The sequence below is a fragment of the Acinetobacter sp. B-6 genome (genome assembly GCF_056930735.1).
Genome location: NZ_JBXPBY010000007.1, coordinates 72,914 through 92,835, shown reverse-complemented (window position 1 = coordinate 92,835; position 19,922 = coordinate 72,914). Strand labels below are relative to the sequence as shown.

Below are 19,922 nucleotides of genomic sequence, written 5' to 3'. Positions count from 1 at the left end.
AATCTGCATTTATATAACAGTTTAGCTTTTATATTATATCAAGCACTTTATTTTTCAATTTAATTATAAATTGCACCATATCTTGCATTTATCTGCATCAAATAAATAGTTATATTGTGATCGTTATCACAACCATAATATGTTGTTGGCGATTGATTTAGAAGCATCCTACACTTATATCAGTCATAAACAAGCCAGTATAATAATAAAGGTTAAAATAAATAGGCAAACGATACCAGTTATATAAGAGATCGTTCTCCAAGGCTGTATTCCTACTAAATAGGTTATTGTATGAGCAATACGTGCAATGGTAAAAACACTAAACGTCCATGCTATCAATTTTGTGTTCAAATTCAAGGCGATACAAATGCCACCAAGTACCCAAAACACAGGAATATTTTCTAAATCGTTAGCCCAGGCTTGACTTGCTCTCACCACTTGCGGAAGTTCTTCGGGATGGGCATTCATGTTTAGATATTGTGCATCTTCTTTATTTTTAAAAGCCTTATTTTTAATACGGAAATAACCTTGATAACATGATATCGCAAACATTTTAATGAAAAGTGCTGTAATACATAAAGCATATATGTGGAGCAAGTTATACATAAAACATCTACCCAAGTATGCTACAAAGAAAATGATAAACACATAAGTTTTTATATTTAAATTATTTTTTGTCAATATTTTTTTAATATTTTTATAAGGAAAATTAAATTTATTTTCCAAATCATCTTTATTTATATGAATCGTGTCGATTCACATGTGAATTTTAAAGTAAATCAGAAATGCCTTCTGAAAAGAAATATTGTCTTTTTTTTTAATTAGACTAAAAAAATCACATATTATTATCATAAAATAATATTTTATTATAATTTTATGATACTTTTAAACATGAGCCAGACTCCTCAGATGGTTCATACGGTTTTTACTTAATAAAAGGTATATATAAATGGCTAAAATTGACTTAACACCATTAGCAGATATTGACGGGTTTACAGCTTCAGCACTTGTTGATTGTACAAGTGGTCTTTCATTGGCAGCACAAGGAACAGGCATTGATTTGGAGCTTGCAGCTGCGGGGAATACTGAGGTTTTACGTGCGAAAATGAAAACTGCTGATGCGTTGAACTTGAAAGATACTATTGATGATATTTTGATTACTTTAGGTAAACAGTATCATTTACTTAGACCGTTAGAGAAAAACAGTGATTTATTTTTATATTTAGTATTGGATCGTCAAAAATCTAATTTAGCAATGGCTAGACACGAACTTAGAATTTTTGAAAAAGAATTAGATTTCTCTTAAAAATAGAGACTTGGCTATTACTTCGCGTTGTTGTGATAGCCTTTTGTGTGAATTTTAGCTTTAAAATTAAAATATTTGATAATATTCACAAAAAATTATGATCGATTTATCATTTAAATATTAAAATTATTAAAATAAAGTGTTATAAATCATATGTATATGTCTTATCTTGTAAGGTTGGTGAGATAAAAAATTATCATTGAAAATCTTCTAAATATTATTACAATTCTATTTCTAAGAAATTTAAGGAAATGGGGTATGGAAAATAAAACGGCAAGGTTAACAATTTTAATCGATCCAAATAAAAAAGAAGCATTTGAAGAATTATGTAACCGTCAAGACTTAAAACCTTCTCAAGTTGTTCGCCAATTAATTCGTGAATATTTAGAAAAACATGGTGTTGAATATGCCACTAAATCCTCTGTTGTAAAAAAATAATAAATCGTATGTTTTATGAGACGGTCGATGATGATTGAGCAGTACAGTCTTGTTGACAGATCTGCTTAATTTTTATTGAGTTATAAAAAGATGAAAATTCAGAATAATGAGAACTTATATAATATTGATAATTTTTGTGATGTTGATTGTATTTGGCGCAGTCGGATTAATACTTAAAGGAGAGTTTCCTTTATCACAAATGGGGCATATTGAATCTGAATGTTTGGGTGTAAATATTCCTGAAAAAATAAAGTATACTCAGTCTAGAGCGTATTGTCAGTGTTTCAAGCACCAATTAAATTTTCGTAATGCAAAAGACTCAGAACATAATTGCACTATAAATGTAGCTGTACGATAACTCTAGGTAATATTGGTAAAATGTAAAGAAGTTCAAAGACAATGAATATAGTACATTATCGCCATGACTCAAATTTTCATCCGACAAAAAAACATACTAAGTGATAATTGATCGTGTAAATTTCTGATCATTTATATTCAAGCCGCATAATTTTTCATACAAATGATTTATTTTCAAAAAATTTTATACTTTTTATCTGAATTTTTAATTCGGAAAAATGATCATTTTAAAGTACTCTCAAAGTTTAATTTCATTTTAGTGCTTAGCAGCTATTATTCTTTAAAGATTGAAAAATTGATCATCAATTTAGGCTCAAATATTATCTGCTGTTTTTAAAATAATTCAATTTTAAAATCGCTGTAATTAGGTTGAATAATGTTACTGCTTCTTGCAGATGGTCAAAGTTCTGCCTATATTATAACTACAGTAGATCGATAAGATGCTACGAAGTAGTTGGACAGATCAATGACGGCTTATTGAATTTGTGACTCCAGTTCAAATAAAAAATAAGCACTAGCTTTCCAACATCAAAAAGCTCACAGAAATGTGAGCTTTTTCATTTTGAAATCTGATGAAATAATTAAGATAGACAAAATTTACATAAAATATTCAAAGTAATCGATTGTTTTATAACTGAAAAATATTCATAAGTTGCAATGCTTTAACATTGCCATAAAATCTAACAACTTCACAAGAAATTTTATTCAATGTCATGCTATAAGAAAAACAGTATATAAAAAAGAGGATAGGAAAATGTCTGAAATGATTACAGTCAAGGTGAAGGATCAATATAGCAACGAATTAAATGCAATGGCATGGTTAAACAAATTGCAAGAGCATGAAGATGCTGAAAATTTATCCTTGTTCCAAAAGATAGATCATATTGTGGTAGATGGCGAAAAGATATTGCCGAGTATTGAATTACTGTTTGAGAGTAAAGAAAGTGATAGTATTTATCGCATCATTGAACAGGTGAGTTAATTTTTAACTAGACCAATGATGTGACAATTAAAAAAATGTGTTGGAGGTATTTATCCAACACATTTTTATTATAGCTAAACATTAAAACGTCTAAAGCTGAACAGCAATAACCAAGTTTCTACTAAAAAAATCAAGCAGTTTTAAAATGATCAAGAACAACAGCAACTAAATGATAAAGGGCTAAGCGGTCTCGATTGGCTTGAACAACAGCGCGTTTTTCAATTCTTAAATCACCTTTGAGTGATCCAGATTGATAACTTTGTACCAACACATGTTGTGAGGACATTGGATCATCTTTGATTCGTAAATCTCTTTTATGCTTAATATTAGAAACAGCCGTCAAACACTGTTCAAAAGTTGAATGAAAATTTGAAAGTGCTAATGCTGTTTGATTGGTCGATTTGGTAATATAAGTAGTCATAATTGTGTAATTATTTGAACAAGTTAGCTGAGTGTTTATTGTATAGCCTGATGTAAAAATAGACAATTTGATTTTGTAAAAAGATATAATAAGACATATGGACTGAAGTTAATTCATCATTAATATCAATGAAATATGCTGGTGATGTTAGGGGATATAAGACATTTGATTTTAGACATGGAAATGTTGTATTTCTACATCATAATGTTGAAATTCAATGTGTAAGTGTTGAAGGAATTCTGTGAGCAAAGCAGATTTTAATTCTAAATTCAGCTTTTGTTCCGATAAATAATGATCATTTTCAAGGGCGATGATCTGCCAAATTTGATCATTATCCATCTTTTAAAAAATATTAATCTGTTTAGATTAAAAAACTTAGAATGACGTTAAAAGCACTCAATTGTGTCATTCTAAGGGGGGTTAAAACTAAATGTTAAGCCTCATGCTTGTAAGGCTTTTAAAACTATGATGATTGTAGATGTTGTAAAGAATAATTAATTTGTTGCATGGTTTGATTTAGCTCAACTGGTGAAATTCTGGACTCTTGTAATGCGGTAATCCATTGCATTTGGCAAAATTTAATATCTCGGATAGATTTTGCCTGCTGGATCTGTATCACCAATTGTTTAGTCATAAGTCCACAATGAGTTTGTAATAGATGTGCCATTTTTTGTTTGATCTCATCAAAACTGATATGGACATGTTCGAGTTTATTTTCCTTCTGTGCTGGTGTTTCTAGTTGTGGTTTTAGATCATGGGTTGGCTCATTGGTGTGGAGATTGTCGGGTGAGGATACTTCTGTTAATTTTTCACTGATGCTAATTGAGGAAATGAGATCTTCTTTTGAAGATTGACTTTTTGTTGTTTGAGCCAAAGTTGGTTGTTGGTTTGTGTCTAATGCAATTGAAGTTGTCACTGCTGATAGGGCGGTATAATTTTTTTTATCCGCAGATGGTGCACTATCCTGAAAAATCAAACCAAGTTCTTCTAATTGTTGAATCAGTTCAGGGGTCGCCAAGCGTTGTTTTAAAGCACTGTTCAAGATTTTAAAATCATCAGTACCGATCAGGAGTAATAACTGTCTTTGACGTGCATTCAGTTGAAATGACCGCTGTTTTAATGCCTGAATTCCCAAGTCAGTTTTAAAATATTGATCCATGAGTCAAGTTATTCCCCCAATAAATTGACCCAAGGATAAAGAATGAAAATTACACTAATATGACTTTATTGTTACAAATCAAAAGGCTAAAGTGTGATTAGGTTTGCGTTTTCTAAGGCTTTACGTAAATAAGGGTCTAGGTCCTCTTGGCGTAATAACCATTGCACATAGTCTGAGGGTAATTCTGAAATTGCAGTACCGCGGTGTTTGCCAAAGTTTATTGTTCTTGGTATACGCGCGTCTTCAGAGGCTTCATAGAGTTCTTCTAAAGTCTGAATTTTTAAATGATGAATAATGTGCATTAAAATATTGGCTGTTAAAATAATATCTGCATCTGCACGATGTGCACTTTTGAGCATTTCACGTGCTTTTTCACTGCCTTTACTGATCATATAAATCAGCGCAGAAATATTATGGGCTTCAGCATCTGGCCAAACTAAACGAGCCAGTGCCAGCGTACAAATAGCTTTGATTTTTGAAGTATCCACACCGCATTGTTCAATGGCACGAATATCATAATCAATATTATGACCAATGATATATGTGGTTTCTTTAGGAAGCTCGAAGTCCGAAAAGTTGGGTTGTCCTGCAATGTCTGCTTCTAAAATATGGTGAACCGCCATAGAGGCAAAAGAGATTTTTTCATTGCCAATACTGTAAAGCTGATCAAATATTTGCTTACGATCTAAACTGAGTTTTCCTGCTTCAATCTGAATAGGTGCATAAGCAATTTCAATAGGTAGACCATTGAGTGTATGTGTTTCTGTATCTAAAATAATAGCTTGCATCTTTTGTTCCTTCACCGCTTTGACCAGGAGCTTTTGAGTACCCTAGCTTTTTTAAGCATTGAATACAATTTAAAGTTATTTGAAAGCCAGTTTTGATTTGCTTTTGTTTAAATCCTAATCCGTTCTGACTTTGTATGTTGGTTGCGTGATTAAAATATAAATTATATCCCGAGTTGATGCAGGCTATCATTATTCACTTAAAAATTTATAAGAACATCTTAATATTTGGGCTTGTTGGTTTTTTTATGGTAAAGATTATGAATTATATTGGATACAGTGAATCACACCTCATTTTTTGGTTTAAAACCAAATTAATCTACTTTTTTTAAATATTTTCTAATGAATATCAAAATAATAGCCATCGAATACTGCTTGCAAATTTATTTTAATAAGATAATTATATTGTAGATTATCTTAATTATTGGATTTAAGGTAATGTGCAAAAAATACCCCGCCAAAAGCTAGGTAATCGAATGATCAGTGAGGATGAATTGGAATGATTCACACTGAAGTATTAAAACAAGATAGGCAACAAGGATGAATAAAATGAAAAGAAATGCGCTTTCGATATTATTAGCAAGTTCAGTTGTATTTTTAACGGCATGTGGAGGAGATGACAATAATGATGGAGGTCCATCTACCACATCAAATGTAGACATCAATAATATTCAAAACCCTGTGGTGGGAACACCTGCTGCATATAAATATATTAAAGATGATGCACCACCAAATGCTGCAGAAAGTGTGGTGATGACTTATAAAATGAAAGGCATCAAAGGAACCGAGACACTCGCAACCAGCTTAGTTTTTACACCTAAAACAGCACCGCCTGTAGGGGGCTGGCCAATCGTAGTGTGGGCGCATGGTACAACGGGTGTCGCAGATATTTGTGCACCGAGTGTTAATAAATTGACGATACAAGGTATTTTTGGTCCAGGTGATCCAACGATTAAAGACATGATTGATAGTTTTGTTAAAGAAGGTTATGTGGTTGTCGCACCTGATTATGAAGGTTTGGGTGAGCCTGGCGATAAAGAACTCCATCCTTTTCTCAATGTCAAAAGTGAGGCTTATTCAATTACGGATGCAGTGGTAGCAACCAAAAGTTGGTTACGTGATAAGGTCTCTAATAAATGGGCAGTAGTGGGGCATTCACAAGGAGGGCAAGCGGCATTGGGTGCAGCACAATATGCAGCACGTGCCAATATGGACTATAAAGGTGCAGTGGCAATTGCACCAGCGTCTAATTTAAAAATGATTGACACTTTAATTCAATTTAAATTAGAAGGGTTACCTGATAATATGCTGGATGAAAATGGTGAAACAAACCCGGAATACGAACGTAAAGTCTTAGGTTATGTTGCTACAGATGGGTTTACTTCGTTAATTGCAGCAAGTATTAAGGCTACTTATGGTGTAAGCGGTGTGTATAGTCAGGTCTTTAAGTCTCCTACCGATAAAATTGCAGAACAAGCAGAGTCTATATGTGTGCTTAATCTAGGACTTGCTTTTACGCGAGGAATAGGGGAATACGCTTATAAAAATAACTTCAGTATAAAAGATTATCCACGTCGAAATGTGGGCTATATGGATGATCCGATCGTCAAACAATTTTTGGAGAAAGATTCACAACCTCTTCAAGTCTTGGTTAAAACACCAATTATTATTTATCAAGGTGGTGCAGATACATTGGTGTTGCCTCAGGCAACAGACGCATTAGTGGCGCAAGCACGAGCATTAACCACAAAAATTGATTATCGAACCGATCCAAAATGGGACCATAGTACCGCTTATACTGTAAATGCTAAAAACGGAAACTTATTGGCGGATATTAAAACACTGCTATCAAACTAATCCTTAAATATTGACCAGTATCGTTTTTAAATTTTGCCACTGTTCAATCGAACAGTGGTAGCTTATGAATAACTCAACTTGCTTTATTTATCTAATGCAACATGATTAGCATCTTCATTCAGCAATAACGTTGTTAGCATCCTGTTTCATCTAATATATGCAAAGGCAGAGGGAAATCCTCAGGTTTTTAGCAATGACTTTTATAGTTTTTAGTTTGTGAAATAGTTAGTTTGCGAAAAGATTGAGTCAATCTATCTCTCATTGTCCTGTAGTCAAATTTTTTTTAAATATTTAAATCAATAGGGTATGCATTCAACATTTCTTGAGTATTCATACCAGTGATTTTTTATTTTAATCATTTATGCTGAGTTAATTTTTTGTTTCTTATGCAAATTTTATAAAATTTTTGTGATTCATTTATTCTGTACTTTTGCATCATCGATAGTCTTGCTATCGCGAGGTGACATGGATGTTGCCATGTTGAGTGAGGTTATATGCGTATATGAGCAAAAAACAAAGCACTACCTTTTTTGCATCGCAAGAATACGGTTAAACAAAAAATGGGTCAGACAAAGTGAAGCATCATCTAGGTAAATTTATTTAGGTTTTAGATGTACAGCATAACAGTTTGGTTAGGAAAGCTTCACATCATTCAAAACGATCTTTATTGCATTGATTTTATTGATCAAGAAATTATATGTTGCGATATGCATTTTTCAACAGATTGGCGATATGCTGTTGAATCTTATTCTGAGAAAAAGTTAGCGTCGTTGAAGTAAGATTAAATTGAAATTTTAAACGAATCTTTAAGCTACTTTGATATTAATTTTATAAACAATAAATAGCCATTTCTTGGCAGTTTAGATTTCTATATATTGTTCAATGTGTTAACAATAAACATGATGCCTTGTGTGGTTTGATGCCATTATTGATGATTTATTCAGTTGATTCATCCCTTAAAAATAATGAGCAAAAGACTTGCCTAACATATTTTTTTGACGTATTCATGAAATACTTATGTGTAATAAGTGATATAAAATATTTAAAAAATTGTGTTTAAGGATAAATCACATGAAAAAGAATTTACTAACAGTTTTAATTATAAGTTCCGGGATCGCTTTAACAGCATGTAATAACGGTGGTGGAGGGAGTTCATCTGGAGCTTCTCCAGATAATACAGATGTCAACACGATTGCCAATCCTGTTGTGGGAACACCAAGCGCATATACTGCAACTGACTTTTCTGCTGTGGCAACGGATAGTGTCGTGATGACCTATAAAATGAAAGGTATTAATGGTACCGAAGTTCAAGCAACCTCACTGGTCTTTACACCGAAAACTGTAGCACCAGCAGGTGGTTGGCCAATCGTGGTTTGGGCACATGGGACAACAGGAGTTGCAGATGTATGTGCACCAAGTCGTAATGTGATGAATGACCATATTAAAGGCATGATTTCTAAGTTTCTTGCAGCAGGCTACGTGGTGGTCGCACCTGATTACGAAGGCTTGGGCGAGCCTGGTGGTAAAGAATTACACCCATTTTTAAATTTAAAAAGTGAAGCTTATTCGATTACTGATGCGGTAGTGGCAACACGGAGTTGGCTAGGCAGTAAAGCGTCTAATCAGTGGGTCACAGTTGGACATTCTCAAGGTGGTCAAGCAGCATTAGGCGCTGCGCAATATGCGGCGCGTGCAAACTTAGACTATAAAGGAACCGTCGCTGTTGCACCAGCTTCACAATTGAAATTAATTTTAAGTGTTGGAAATCTTTCAGTTGAAAATGCTACACCAACTCAGCAGATACCTGTTTATGCATCTTTAGATACCTTTACTGCATTAATTGCTGCGGGCTTACGCAATACAAACCCTACTTTAGACTATAGCCAAGTATTTAAAGTACCGACGGATGCGATTGCGAAGAATGCTGAGTCTGCTTGTTATGATGTTTTAGGATTGCAATTTGCTGGGGCAATGAAACAATACGCTGGAATCAATGGAACATTGAAGAATTATCCAAGAACAACCGATACATTTACAACTTTACCTGTTGTACAAAAATTCTTAGATGTGGATTCGCAGCCGTTACAAGTCCAAGTCAAAACACCAGTTGTGATTTATCAGGGTGGGGCGGATACCACAGTCCCTAAAATCGCAACAGATACTTTATACGGAACAGCTAAAGCTTTTGGTACACAGGTGAGTTATATGACCAATCCTACTTGGGATCATAGTACAGCCTATGCTTTAAATATTGATAATATTGTTGCTGATGTCAAAGCTTTGTTTGCAGCAAAATAACGCTTTAAACTGCCATTATCAAAAAAATAGCTAATGTACGATACATTAGCTATTTTTATTTAAAACAGAGCAAACTTCATTCTGTTTAATTACAAACTTCATGCTACAATACGCGCAATCTTAGCACGGCTTAAAAGCCCTAATTCATAGGACCTCGCTAATGTTCGCCAATATCTCTATTTCTGAATTTGATCCAGAAATCGCTCAAGCAATTTCTCAAGAAGATGCCCGTCAAGAAGCACACATTGAGTTGATTGCATCTGAAAACTATTGCTCACCTGCAGTAATGGAAGCACAAGGATCAAAACTCACTAACAAATATGCCGAAGGTTATCCTGGTAAACGCTATTATGGCGGTTGTGAATATGTAGACGTGATCGAACAATTGGCGATCGATCGTGCTAAAGCATTATTTGGTGCTGACTACGCTAACGTACAACCTCATGCCGGTTCTCAAGCAAACTCAGCAGTCTATCTTGCACTTTTGAACCCAGGCGATACTGTTTTAGGAATGAGCTTAGCGCATGGTGGTCACTTGACCCACGGTGCAAAAGTAAGCTTCTCAGGTAAAACTTACAATGCAGTGCAATATGGTTTAAACCCTGAAACTGGTGAAATTGACTACGAAGAAGTTGAACGTTTGGCTGTAGAACACAAGCCTCGTATGATCGTTGCTGGTTTCTCTGCGTATAGCCAAATTGTTGATTGGCAACGTTTCCGTGATATCGCGGATAAAGTTGGTGCATATTTATTTGTTGATATGGCGCACGTTGCTGGTTTAGTGGCTGCTGGTGTATATCCAAGCCCAGTACAAATTGCGGATGTAACAACGACGACTACGCATAAAACTTTACGTGGTCCACGTTCTGGTTTGATCCTTGCTAAAGCAAATGAAGAGATTGAGAAGAAACTTCAATCTGCTGTATTCCCAGGTAACCAAGGTGGTCCTTTGGTTCATGCTGTTGCGGCAAAAGCAATTTGCTTTAAAGAAGCAATGACACCTGAATATAAAGAATATCAAAAACAAGTGGTTGTTAATGCTAAAGCGATGGCTGAAGTGTTGATTTCACGTGGTTATGATGTTGTTTCTGGTGGTACAGAAAACCATTTATTCTTATTATCGTTGATTAAACAAGATGTGACAGGTAAAGATGCTGACGCATGGTTAGGTGCAGCGCATATTACAGTGAACAAAAATGCTGTACCAAATGATCCACGTTCTCCATTTGTTACTTCAGGTATCCGTATCGGTACACCTGCAGTAACTACTCGTGGTTTTGGTGAAGCGGAAGTTCGTGATTTGGCAGGTTGGATTGCTGATATCCTAGACGCTAAAGGTGATGAAGCGGTAATCAAAGCAGTACAAGCTAAAGTTGAAGCGGTATGTGCTAAATTCCCAGTTTATGCAAAATAAGCATTGACTTGAGAAAGCCCCCTCTCAAGGGGGCTTTTTTTATAGTTGAATAAAAAGCAGAAATATACGATTAAATATCTGTTATAAAAGAAATCGGTGATGAAAAGCTATGGATTTCAGTTTATATCTTGCTTTGTCAATTTAGTTGGCAAGTGAATTGATGTATAACTGTAAGATCGGCTTTATCAATACGCTTGTGGTAATGCAATAGTGCAAAGGAATTCGGTACATGACTAAACCCAATATTATTATTTCAGAACAGGATTTGCATCGTTTGGAAACGATGTTAGAACATCAGTCAAAGTTGACGATCACCATGCAACATTTAGAAGAAGAATTGGCACGTGCAGAAGTGGTTGCACCTGATGCCATTCCAGCAAATGTTGTGACCATGAATGCAAAGGTGCTGATCACGATTGCACCATCAACAGAAGCAACTGAAATTACACTGGTTTATCCACATGATTTCCGTGGTGATAAAGGGCAGGTCAATGTCATTGCTCCTGTTGGCGCCGCTATTTTAGGTTTGGCTGAAGGGCAAGAAATCGAGTGGCCGCAACCCGATGGACACTTAATGAAAGTTAAAATTGAAAAAGTATTGTATCAGCCTGAACGTGAGGGTGACTATCTTTAGTCTTTGCTGAATGAGCATGTTGCAAATCAAAGCCCAGTGATGACTGGGCTTCATTGTTTATGGTAGAGAAGAGAATATTAAAAACCAGAGGTTCTACCTTTACTTGGATATTTAAACTGGTGTTGTACATCCAACTTATAAATTTGCTTTGGATTTAAATCCACTTGCCATAAGTTGATATTCGGTTGTCCATTCCATTGGGTCGCCGTTGGGGGAATGCTATAAGTTGAGTGGGTGGTCAGTTTTCCATTTTGACTTTGTGGCTCAGATTCAAAAATAGTGACTTGAATTGGATAGTTATGTAAGTTTTGCACAGAATATTGCTGTTTCTGTGTAGTTTCTGACTGTGTCCCTTTGACAGGGTTTTTCTTGTCTGACAAGTCAGTGACTTTGATTTGGATTTGATCATCGGTTCCAAAACTCATTTGTAAGTTTTCATCTACACTGTTGTTCCAAGCTCTTTGCCCGATATAGTCGCCGTCACGATAGAGTTTCACTGTACCTGAAGGCCAATTCTGATCCAGTTTTGCAATCTCAGCATTAATCGTTGCCTGGGTACTATTTTTAGGGATTGCCCATACGGAAAGCTTTGCTGCATATTGTTCTGTGCTTAAAGGTAAGAATATTTGCTGTTGGCTACTTGGAATAGAGGCTTTGGTTTCTGATCGAAATTCAGTACTAAAGTTTAGATCGGCTGCTTGGAATTGTGGAAACTGGGGCGCTTTTTTGGCACTTTTTTCTTTTCGGTCATAGCTCATTTCAGCCATTGGTGCAGGAGCAATAGCATAAATAGGGCGTACAACAGGTTCTGGCTCAAAATAATTTACCCACCATTGTTGTGGTTGGACTTGTTGAACATAGTTTTGCGGTGTTGCCGTAGACAGTGCCAGCTTCACATTATTCCAGTCTTCACCTGTTTTTTGAGCAATCATTGCCATACGTGTGAGCTTAATTTGCTTTGTCTGGGTATCCAATTCAGCTTTATAAATTGGTTGCCAACGTGCATAAGGCACCATATAACTGATTTTAATTTCACCCCGTTGTGGTGCATTGACATAAAATTTAAGGGTTCTTTGATTAAATTCACTGTCACCAATGGCGCTTAAATCTTGTTCCAACTCATCTAAACGTTGCTCAAGCTTTTCTTTTTCGATCTTGGCTTGATCAATGGCGATAAACGCTTCATAAGCTTGCTTACGAACTTTAGGTGCAGAACCTTCGGTCACATTGCCCAAGAATTTATTCTGAAGCTCAGCAGCTTGAATAATTGAATTTTGTTCTGAAATTTTCTTTTTAATCGCGTCGATATGGTCGCGTAACTGTGAAGATTCATTGCCAGCAGGCTTATCTAATGCACTGTCAGTGTGAGAAACTGCATTCACTTCGATATTACTACTTTGATATTGCAGTTGGTCGATATTGAAATTGGCAGCCAGTCCACTCAAGCTCACCAACTGTTCCCCAGCCTGCACAGGAATGGTTCGTTCGATTTTTGCCAATGTTGGGTATAGAGTAACTTGTTGGATTGGAGAACTGGATAAGTTGAGTGCAAAGCTATAAGTCGAGGGAAGACACAGTAAGCTAAATTTTAGCGCAGTTTTTATATTCATTTATGCTTGTCCTGAAATCATTACAATTGATTTTAATTTATAAAATGTAGCAGAAATCAAGGTAAATCAAAACGAAAATAGTTAAGTCGTACTAAAAAAGCCCAATGTTTGTGATGCTTTATCACTGATCAAGAGATTTATTGAAAATTAAGTTCTTTTCGAGTGGATTTAATTTTGATTGATTTTTCAACTAATTCTGAACATTTTAAAGATCAGCTCAAACAAAGTTAAAAATTTCAGTTAAACTGAGGCATCCAAAATATGGAAGGGGTGAACATTGAAACAATCATGCGCAATACGGGATCATAAATTTCCTCCTGAATTAAAAACATGGTTGTTTGCACAGGGTTCCCTGACCCAGCAATTGACAGATGCGGCAGGTGGTATTTTTAAAGTCCAGCCCATCCAAGAGCACTATCAAAGAATGACATTGTTAGACAGTCAATGGATGTCAATGCCTCACCAACATACCTCATGGGTGCGAGAAAGTTACTTATTTGGTTGTGATGCACAACCTTGGGTTAAAGCAAAAAGTATTTTTCCTATTTTAAGTATTCACAGCAAAGCACGTTTGTTTAAACACATCCGAACCAAACCAATTGGAAAGTTTTTGTTCCAAAGAACCAATCCTTTATGTGAAAGACGTGTTTTAAAATTAGCAGAAGGTTGGACACGCCAAAGTTGTTATACTTGGCATGGTTGTAAATTTATAGTTCAAGAAACTTTTTTACCTGCTTTTGAACAATTTTTACAACAACAGCATATTTCAAAATAGTGTACTGAAGGACTGTCATGGCAATAGCGCAACAAACCACATGGAAACAACGGTTAGAAGCATATTATTATCTATGTCGTTTTGATAAACCTATCGGAACAGAGTTGGTATTTTGGCCAACCATGTGGGCATTATGGATTGCTGCGGAAGGAATCCCGGATATTGTTACTTTGATTGCGATGGTCTTAGGGACAATTTTTATGCGTGCGGCAGGTTGTGCAATCAATGACTTTGCAGATCGTAAAGTCGATGCCCACGTTGAACGCACTAAAAACCGTCCTCTTGCAACGGGTGTAATTTCGGCAAAAGAAGCAGTTTGGGTTTTTATCGGGTTGGTGGCTGCAAGCGCCTGCACTTTATTTTTTTTACCGATTGCAACATTTTATTGTGCGTTAGCAGGTTTGCTTCTGGCATTTATTTATCCATTCATGAAGCGTTATACCCATTTACCCCAAGTGGTGTTGGGAATGGCATTTTCATGGGGAATTCCCATGTCTTTTACTGCAATGGGCAAACCTTTAGGTTGGACATGCTGGTTACTTTATTTTGGCAATCTCGCTTGGACCGTGGCCTATGATACGCAATATGCCATTACAGATCGAGAATATGATTTAAAAATTGGGGTGAAATCTACAGCTATCCTGTTTGGTCGCTATGATATAGAAATTATTTCATTATTGCAGTTGAGCAGTGTGGTATTGATTGGTGCAGCGCTGTATTTGGAAAATATTCTGATCCCAATAGGACTGATTGCATTGTTATTGGTTTCAGGGGACTTTATTTATCAGTGGAGTAAAACCAAAGATCGTGATCCACAAAGATGTTTCTGGGCATTTAGGCACAATCGTTGGGTTGGACTGATTATTTTTGCAGGTATTTTTATTGCACTCATTTGATTTGGTTAAAGCTGATTGAGTTTGATTTAAAGTGTGATAAATCACATAAATTAAAATTAATTATTTGTATTTCTATATTATTTTACTCTTTGGTTAAAAGCATTCTAGCAAGATGCTTTTTTTTATGTTTAATTAGAGGGGAACACGGAGCTGTTCAAAAAAGAAAAATTTGAGGAAAGGGTAATGAAAGTATTATTTAAACGGACACTATTGGCTATTACTTGTGGTTCAGCATTATTTTTAAGCGCATGTAATGATGATGACAACTGGGATAATTGGAATAGTAATAAAAGTTATATATCTGAAAGTTCATATTATTTAGACAGTATGAGTGAAGCATCCTCAGTCAAAGTCATGACCTATAATATGCCGAATGTTTTAGGGGAAACTAAAAAAGCCACAGCCATGGTTTTTGTGCCTAAAACAACAAGACCCGCGGAAGGTTGGAAAGTCGTGGTTTGGGAACATGGGACGGTAGGTGTAGGTGATAGCTGTGCGCCAAGTAGGAATGGCTTTAAAACAGGTTTTAAAGCTATGGCACAAAGTTTATTAAAAGAAGGCTATGTGGTGGTTGCACCTGACTATGAGGGCTTAGGAACACCAGGTATGCATCCGTATTTAAATCTGAAGAGTGAAGCAAATTCAGCGATTTATGCGGTCAAAGCCTATAAAGATCATTATGGTAGTCAGATCAATGGTCAATGGATGTCCGTGGGGCAGTCTCAAGGTGGTCATGCTTCTTTAGGAACAGCAGAACTTTCCAATAGTGATACCAATTATAGAGGCGCAGTAGCAGGTGCACCTGCTTCAAGTTTAGGCTATATTATTTCTGAGGTAGCACCACAAGCGATTCGGAACCTTCTTCTCGCTGGTAAAGTTGAGACAGCAATTGATGTCTATGCTGAATTATTAGCCTATGCCGCTTATACCACAGTAGGTGTCACTGCCTATGAACCTCGATTTAATTATCGAGAAGTTTTCAAGGATCGTTCTAAGTTGATTGTAGAATTGGCAGAGGGCACAACGGGTGAAAATGGTTCATGTCTTGAAGATTTGAAGGGTAAATTTATTACAGATATTCGTGAATATTTGAACACGAATAGCGGTAAAACTGTTTTAGACTATCCAGGGCTTATTGATAACTTCCAAGAAAATTCAACAGTAAAAAAATTCTTAGTAGACAATCAGCCTGCAACCAAGAAAATTAATACACCTGTGATGATTATTCAGGGTAAATTAGATATGGCAGTACCTTATCAAGTGACTGAAAAATTACAGCAAGACTTAAAAAATATGGGTACAGATGTGACGTTCTTGCTGGTAGATGACCAAAATCATACAGGAGCAATTGTTGCAAAGAACGCTGAATTGGTTGCCTTTATTAAAAAGCATATGCCAATCACAAAATAATCTTTTAATGATTAAATGTAGTTATTGATATAAAAACAGAGCTTCAATAGAAGCTCTGTTTTTATAAATTAATGTGTCACAGTTTGTACAGACTTTACTGGAGCTTTCACCGACCTTTTACCAAAGGACAGATGATTAAAGAAGATATTTAGCATGACTGCTGCGATACAGGTCGTGGTAATCCCCGAGTGAAATAAGGTTTGTAATACTTTGGGGAATGCATTGAAAAACTCTGGGCTAATCAACGGAATTAAACCCGCACAAATTGAAACTGCTACAATGATTAAATTGGACTGGATTTGATAATCGACTTTAGAAAGTGTACGAATCCCGCTTGCAGCAACACTACCAAATAAAACGATACCCGCTCCACCCAGAACAGGCATTGGAATTGCTGCGACAATACGACCAAAAATAGGCAATAAACCTAAAACCACTAAAATTGCTCCACCTGTTGCAACCACAAAACGACTTTTCACACCTGAGATAGCAACCAAGCCAACATTTTGTACAAAGGCACATTGCATAAATGAACCGAATAGTGGGGCAATCGCTGAAGAAAGCATATCGGCTCTTAAACCATTTGCGAGACGGGGACTGTCCATTTTTGTATCTACAATTTCACCAATCGCCAATAGACTGGCGGTGGTTTCAGTCAGGATCACAATACTGACAATACACATGGTGAAGATGGCAGACATTTCAAAAGTAGGAAGACCAAAGGCGAACAAATGTGGCAAAGCAAACAGCTCACCTTGAGTTACTTTGGAAAAGTCGGCAACGCCTAAAAAGATGGTAAATATCGCACCGACGATAATCGCAATCAATACTGCCAGACGTGCCATGGTTGCTGTACCAAAACGACTGACCAAAAGCAGGATCGTGAGTGTGAATGCTGCAATTCCAATATTTTCTAATGAACCCCATGAGGGTGCTTTGGGATTTCCTCCCATAATCCAACGAATGGCAACGGGTAACAGTGAAATTCCGATAATTGTAATGATGGAACCTGTGACAATCGGTGGAAAGAAACGCACAATTTTTGAGAAAAATGGTGCAATCAACATACCAAAAATAGAACTGACAATGACTGCACCAAAAATTGTTTGAATATTACCGCCTGTAGTACCAATCGCAATCATACTTGCCACGGCAGCAAATGAAGTGCCCTGTACTATGGGCAGTTTTGCACCAAACCATTTCACTCCTAATGTTTGTAACAAAGTAGCTAAACCACCAACAAGAATCGAGGCAGTAATTAATAGTGCAATTTCGGCTGCATTTAAACCGATGGCTGTCCCTACTACCAATGGGGCAGCGATTAAACCGCCATACATGGTGAGAACATGTTGGAGACCAAAAGTCAGGTTTTTTCCTAAACTTAGAACTTCATCTTCAGGTTTGATTTTGTTAATTTCAGCGCTCATATGAAACCCATTCATGAATTTTTCATCAATGGTTTAGATGAGCAATTTGTATGCCAAACGGTAAAATATGGATAGCTTTGGTTTTGCATGCACAGCGAATGGCTTAAACGTAGGATGATTCGTTCAATATTAAGTCATCATCCTTCTAACAAAATCGTATTTTATGCCTGCGATTTAAACTTCATTCGGGTACAGATAAAAAATTGCAGTGTACCAAACAACAACACCACTGAAGCGAGTACAAACTGTTGATGATATGAAACACCCCAGTGTTGCAATGCGCTAAAACATAAACCACCAATCAGTTGAGTAATGGCAAATCCTAGCGTTGCGATACTCCATAAATTTTTATAGGCTGTATGATAAAGATTGAGAATCGTATAGGAGGTTAAGAACACCACAGCTGGATTGAGAAGCCCTGTAAAAAATGAGGAAATATAAGTAAAGATTGGATGGATAGAAAAGACTGCGACCAAAATTGCAACGACATAGATACTATATAATATTTTTAAGGCAGTAAAATTTCCAAATTTTCGTGCGAGTAAGTAAGCACTGATTGCACCCAAAGCACTGCCTGAACCATAAAGAATCCAGTTGAAATTAATCAGGTAGAGGTTGAGGTGTAAAGTGTTTTTTAGATAATCAATCCAAAATAATGAGTGTGGCACATAAGCAAAAGCACTACATGCATATACGATTAACACACTCAGATAAATACCATCCATCGAGCTGATAGAATTGTTATGGGTACTTGTTTGGTGTAAATAATCTTTAAACCCGTGTAAAAGATAAGCATTTATTAGGAAAATCATTGCTGAAAACCCAAACAAAATCATCCAAGCTGATTGGGTGCTGATTTGATCTAGATAGGGTAAAAACAACGTAGCTGAAAGTACACCAATCCCAATACCACTAAAACCAATAAAATTGATACTCAAGCGTTCATCAGCTCGACAACAATGCGCCACAATACTGGGTGCAAGAATCATGATTAAGCCACCACTAATGCCTGAGATGATTCGCCAGAATACATACCATAGTTCAGAAAAACCTGAAAATGCACAACTGAGTAAGCTGATTGCACCTGCACAGGATGCAAGTACAAGATAACGAGGCATATTGGCTGTGTGTGGGAGTTTCATCGACCAAAAGGCACCGATGAGATAACCGAGTAAATTAGCACTCCCCAATATACTGGCAAAACTACTATCCCAGTGGTAGGCGAGTCGGGTAGTGGGCAATAATGCGGTATAGGAAAATCGCAATATACCAATCGCTAAACAGGTACTTAGACAAAGAAAGACACTCAATTGAAGTTTATTTGAAACAGTCCTGTTCACTTACATATCATCCATTTTTCACTCAATTCACCATAAGGCGAATTGAAAAAAATGACAATAAATAATCAATATTTAGTTTAAGAATAATCCATCAATTGGTAAAAAAGACAATACTGAGCCCAACTGAATGCCTTTAATACTCGAACTCTGGTTACAATAAAAATTAGGGTTGAATGAGGTTGGCATCGACAGGGTCACCAATGGTGTAATAATGCCCACCTGCAACATGATGCAAACTTTTCCACTCGGCATCTACTTCATGGTAATACCAGTGCCCATTGCGGAAAACTCGGTCGTCTGCATAAGCCGCGATTACCTTGCCAATAAATAAATCATGTTCCTGCTGATTGTGTGGTTCTGGGATCAATTCACAGATCAGCCAAGCCGCACAGCCTTCCACTGCAGGCAGATCAAAACCTTCAAACTTGAATAAGGGGGTCTCACAATGTGACAGTTTTTCTGGATCGTTGAATTGACTGATTGAACCCAGTTGTTGCACCAGTTTAAGTTGCTTTAAGGTGGGAACTTGTAAAATGAAATAACCTGATTTTTCAATTAATAATCGTGTTTTTGTGCTTTTGTCTAAAACAACAGTTACTTTTGCAGGTACGAGCTCCAATGCACATGCCCATGCAGCAGCCATGACATTCTGCTCATGTTCATACTGCGCAGACACCAGTACGGTTGGACCATGATTTAATAGACGATATGCTTTTGAAAGCTCAACAGCTTGGAGATGTTGATTCATATTACAACCTATATTGAGGGCTTATTCATTATTTGCACATGCTTATATGAAATTCATATGAAGCA

18 protein-coding genes are annotated in these 19,922 nt (G+C 36.3%); 10 read left to right on the top strand and 8 right to left on the bottom strand.

From position 1 onward, the window contains the following. Positions 1 to 183 precede the first annotated feature (183 nt). The gene (locus AC1Z3T_RS10130) at positions 184 to 726 is read right to left on the bottom strand and encodes an MAPEG family protein (RefSeq protein WP_419320407.1); all 543 of its coding nucleotides are present in this window, start codon (positions 724 to 726) and stop codon (positions 184 to 186) included. Positions 727 to 949: 223 nt separating this feature from the next. Here AC1Z3T_RS10130 and AC1Z3T_RS10125 point away from each other — a divergent pair, with 223 nt between their 5' ends. The 3 genes from AC1Z3T_RS10125 to AC1Z3T_RS10115 all read left to right on the top strand — a co-directional run bounded on the left by AC1Z3T_RS10125 (position 950) and on the right by AC1Z3T_RS10115 (position 3,083). Continuing rightward, positions 950 to 1,306: a hypothetical protein gene (locus tag AC1Z3T_RS10125; RefSeq protein WP_004831574.1), complete on the top strand. Its 357-nt coding sequence runs from the start codon at positions 950 to 952 to the stop codon at positions 1,304 to 1,306. 258 nt (positions 1,307 to 1,564) lie between these two features. Next, complete coding sequence (locus AC1Z3T_RS10120) at positions 1,565 to 1,744, top strand: ribbon-helix-helix protein, CopG family (RefSeq protein ID WP_004831572.1); 180 nt, start codon at positions 1,565 to 1,567, stop codon at positions 1,742 to 1,744. 1,111 nt (positions 1,745 to 2,855) lie between these two features. After that, complete coding sequence (locus AC1Z3T_RS10115) at positions 2,856 to 3,083, top strand: hypothetical protein (RefSeq protein ID WP_004831570.1); 228 nt, start codon at positions 2,856 to 2,858, stop codon at positions 3,081 to 3,083. 130 nt (positions 3,084 to 3,213) lie between these two features. Here the strand turns inward: AC1Z3T_RS10115 and AC1Z3T_RS10110 are convergent, their stop codons facing one another. The 3 genes from AC1Z3T_RS10110 to AC1Z3T_RS10100 form a co-directional block, all read right to left on the bottom strand. Then, complete coding sequence (locus AC1Z3T_RS10110) at positions 3,214 to 3,504, bottom strand: hypothetical protein (protein ID WP_004831569.1); 291 nt, start codon at positions 3,502 to 3,504, stop codon at positions 3,214 to 3,216. Positions 3,505 to 3,967: 463 nt separating this feature from the next. Beyond that, positions 3,968 to 4,663, bottom strand: a complete 696-nt coding sequence (locus tag AC1Z3T_RS10105; protein ID WP_100884841.1) for a hypothetical protein — start codon at positions 4,661 to 4,663, stop codon at positions 3,968 to 3,970. Positions 4,664 to 4,749: 86 nt separating this feature from the next. Continuing rightward, positions 4,750 to 5,451: an exonuclease domain-containing protein gene (locus AC1Z3T_RS10100; RefSeq protein WP_004831566.1), complete on the bottom strand. Its 702-nt coding sequence runs from the start codon at positions 5,449 to 5,451 to the stop codon at positions 4,750 to 4,752. 546 nt (positions 5,452 to 5,997) lie between these two features. Between AC1Z3T_RS10100 and AC1Z3T_RS10095 the strand changes: the two genes are divergently transcribed. The 4 genes from AC1Z3T_RS10095 (at position 5,998) to rnk (ending at position 11,651) form a co-directional block, all read left to right on the top strand. After that, positions 5,998 to 7,305, top strand: a complete 1,308-nt coding sequence (locus tag AC1Z3T_RS10095) for an alpha/beta hydrolase family protein (RefSeq protein WP_100884842.1) — start codon at positions 5,998 to 6,000, stop codon at positions 7,303 to 7,305. Between the two features lie 1,071 nt (positions 7,306 to 8,376). Beyond that, positions 8,377 to 9,603, top strand: a complete 1,227-nt coding sequence (locus AC1Z3T_RS10090) for an alpha/beta hydrolase family protein (protein ID WP_100884843.1) — start codon at positions 8,377 to 8,379, stop codon at positions 9,601 to 9,603. A gap of 160 nt (positions 9,604 to 9,763) precedes the next feature. Continuing rightward, the gene (glyA, locus tag AC1Z3T_RS10085) at positions 9,764 to 11,017 is read left to right on the top strand and encodes a serine hydroxymethyltransferase (RefSeq protein ID WP_004831563.1); all 1,254 of its coding nucleotides are present in this window, start codon (positions 9,764 to 9,766) and stop codon (positions 11,015 to 11,017) included. A 229-nt stretch (positions 11,018 to 11,246) separates the two neighbouring features. After that, positions 11,247 to 11,651: a nucleoside diphosphate kinase regulator gene (gene rnk / locus AC1Z3T_RS10080; RefSeq protein ID WP_004831562.1), complete on the top strand. Its 405-nt coding sequence runs from the start codon at positions 11,247 to 11,249 to the stop codon at positions 11,649 to 11,651. 77 nt (positions 11,652 to 11,728) lie between these two features. Here rnk and AC1Z3T_RS10075 read toward each other — a convergent pair whose 3' ends face one another. After that, positions 11,729 to 13,261, bottom strand: a complete 1,533-nt coding sequence (locus AC1Z3T_RS10075) for a DUF4139 domain-containing protein (protein ID WP_100884844.1) — start codon at positions 13,259 to 13,261, stop codon at positions 11,729 to 11,731. Between the two features lie 277 nt (positions 13,262 to 13,538). On the opposite strand from AC1Z3T_RS10075, the gene AC1Z3T_RS10070 reads away from it, so the two are divergent. From AC1Z3T_RS10070 to AC1Z3T_RS10060, 3 genes are all read left to right on the top strand, one after another. Continuing rightward, positions 13,539 to 14,036 carry a chorismate--pyruvate lyase family protein gene (locus AC1Z3T_RS10070; protein WP_042086648.1) on the top strand — a complete coding sequence of 166 codons (498 nt, stop codon included), beginning with the start codon at positions 13,539 to 13,541 and terminating at the stop codon, positions 14,034 to 14,036. Positions 14,037 to 14,053: 17 nt separating this feature from the next. After that, positions 14,054 to 14,932, top strand: a complete 879-nt coding sequence (ubiA, locus tag AC1Z3T_RS10065; protein WP_009586209.1) for a 4-hydroxybenzoate octaprenyltransferase — start codon at positions 14,054 to 14,056, stop codon at positions 14,930 to 14,932. A gap of 183 nt (positions 14,933 to 15,115) precedes the next feature. Beyond that, complete coding sequence (locus AC1Z3T_RS10060; protein ID WP_042085112.1) at positions 15,116 to 16,342, top strand: alpha/beta hydrolase family protein; 1,227 nt, start codon at positions 15,116 to 15,118, stop codon at positions 16,340 to 16,342. A gap of 68 nt (positions 16,343 to 16,410) precedes the next feature. On the opposite strand, the gene AC1Z3T_RS10055 is transcribed toward AC1Z3T_RS10060, so the two are convergent. The 3 genes from AC1Z3T_RS10055 to AC1Z3T_RS10045 all read right to left on the bottom strand — a co-directional run bounded on the left by AC1Z3T_RS10055 (position 16,411) and on the right by AC1Z3T_RS10045 (position 19,857). Further along, positions 16,411 to 17,769 (bottom strand): nucleobase:cation symporter-2 family protein, encoded by a 1,359-nt coding sequence (locus tag AC1Z3T_RS10055; protein ID WP_100886270.1) that lies wholly within the window; start codon positions 17,767 to 17,769, stop codon positions 16,411 to 16,413. A gap of 161 nt (positions 17,770 to 17,930) precedes the next feature. After that, positions 17,931 to 19,109 carry a YbfB/YjiJ family MFS transporter gene (locus AC1Z3T_RS10050; protein WP_100884845.1) on the bottom strand — a complete coding sequence of 393 codons (1,179 nt, stop codon included), beginning with the start codon at positions 19,107 to 19,109 and terminating at the stop codon, positions 17,931 to 17,933. A gap of 163 nt (positions 19,110 to 19,272) precedes the next feature. Beyond that, a complete protein-coding gene (locus tag AC1Z3T_RS10045; RefSeq protein ID WP_042085122.1) occupies positions 19,273 to 19,857 on the bottom strand; it encodes a flavin reductase family protein in 585 nt (194 codons plus the stop codon). Positions 19,858 to 19,922 lie beyond the last annotated feature (65 nt).

Bases quoted from the DNA above. Each gene is read 5' to 3' on its own strand.
- AC1Z3T_RS10125 (WP_004831574.1), top strand. From the start codon at position 950: ATGGCTAAAATTGACTTAACACCATTAGCAGATATTGACGGGTTTACA.
- AC1Z3T_RS10120 (WP_004831572.1), top strand. From the start codon at position 1,565: ATGGAAAATAAAACGGCAAGGTTAACAATTTTAATCGATCCAAATAAA.
- AC1Z3T_RS10115 (WP_004831570.1), top strand. From the start codon at position 2,856: ATGTCTGAAATGATTACAGTCAAGGTGAAGGATCAATATAGCAACGAA.
- AC1Z3T_RS10110 (WP_004831569.1), bottom strand. From the start codon at position 3,504: ATGACTACTTATATTACCAAATCGACCAATCAAACAGCATTAGCACTT.
- AC1Z3T_RS10105 (WP_100884841.1), bottom strand. From the start codon at position 4,663: ATGGATCAATATTTTAAAACTGACTTGGGAATTCAGGCATTAAAACAG.
- AC1Z3T_RS10100 (WP_004831566.1), bottom strand. From the start codon at position 5,451: ATGCAAGCTATTATTTTAGATACAGAAACACATACACTCAATGGTCTA.
- AC1Z3T_RS10095 (WP_100884842.1), top strand. From the start codon at position 5,998: ATGAAAAGAAATGCGCTTTCGATATTATTAGCAAGTTCAGTTGTATTT.
- AC1Z3T_RS10090 (WP_100884843.1), top strand. From the start codon at position 8,377: ATGAAAAAGAATTTACTAACAGTTTTAATTATAAGTTCCGGGATCGCT.
- glyA (WP_004831563.1), top strand. From the start codon at position 9,764: ATGTTCGCCAATATCTCTATTTCTGAATTTGATCCAGAAATCGCTCAA.
- rnk (WP_004831562.1), top strand. From the start codon at position 11,247: ATGACTAAACCCAATATTATTATTTCAGAACAGGATTTGCATCGTTTG.
- AC1Z3T_RS10075 (WP_100884844.1), bottom strand. From the start codon at position 13,261: ATGAATATAAAAACTGCGCTAAAATTTAGCTTACTGTGTCTTCCCTCG.
- ubiA (WP_009586209.1), top strand. From the start codon at position 14,054: ATGGCAATAGCGCAACAAACCACATGGAAACAACGGTTAGAAGCATAT.
- AC1Z3T_RS10060 (WP_042085112.1), top strand. From the start codon at position 15,116: ATGAAAGTATTATTTAAACGGACACTATTGGCTATTACTTGTGGTTCA.
- AC1Z3T_RS10055 (WP_100886270.1), bottom strand. From the start codon at position 17,769: ATGAGCGCTGAAATTAACAAAATCAAACCTGAAGATGAAGTTCTAAGT.
- AC1Z3T_RS10045 (WP_042085122.1), bottom strand. From the start codon at position 19,857: ATGAATCAACATCTCCAAGCTGTTGAGCTTTCAAAAGCATATCGTCTA.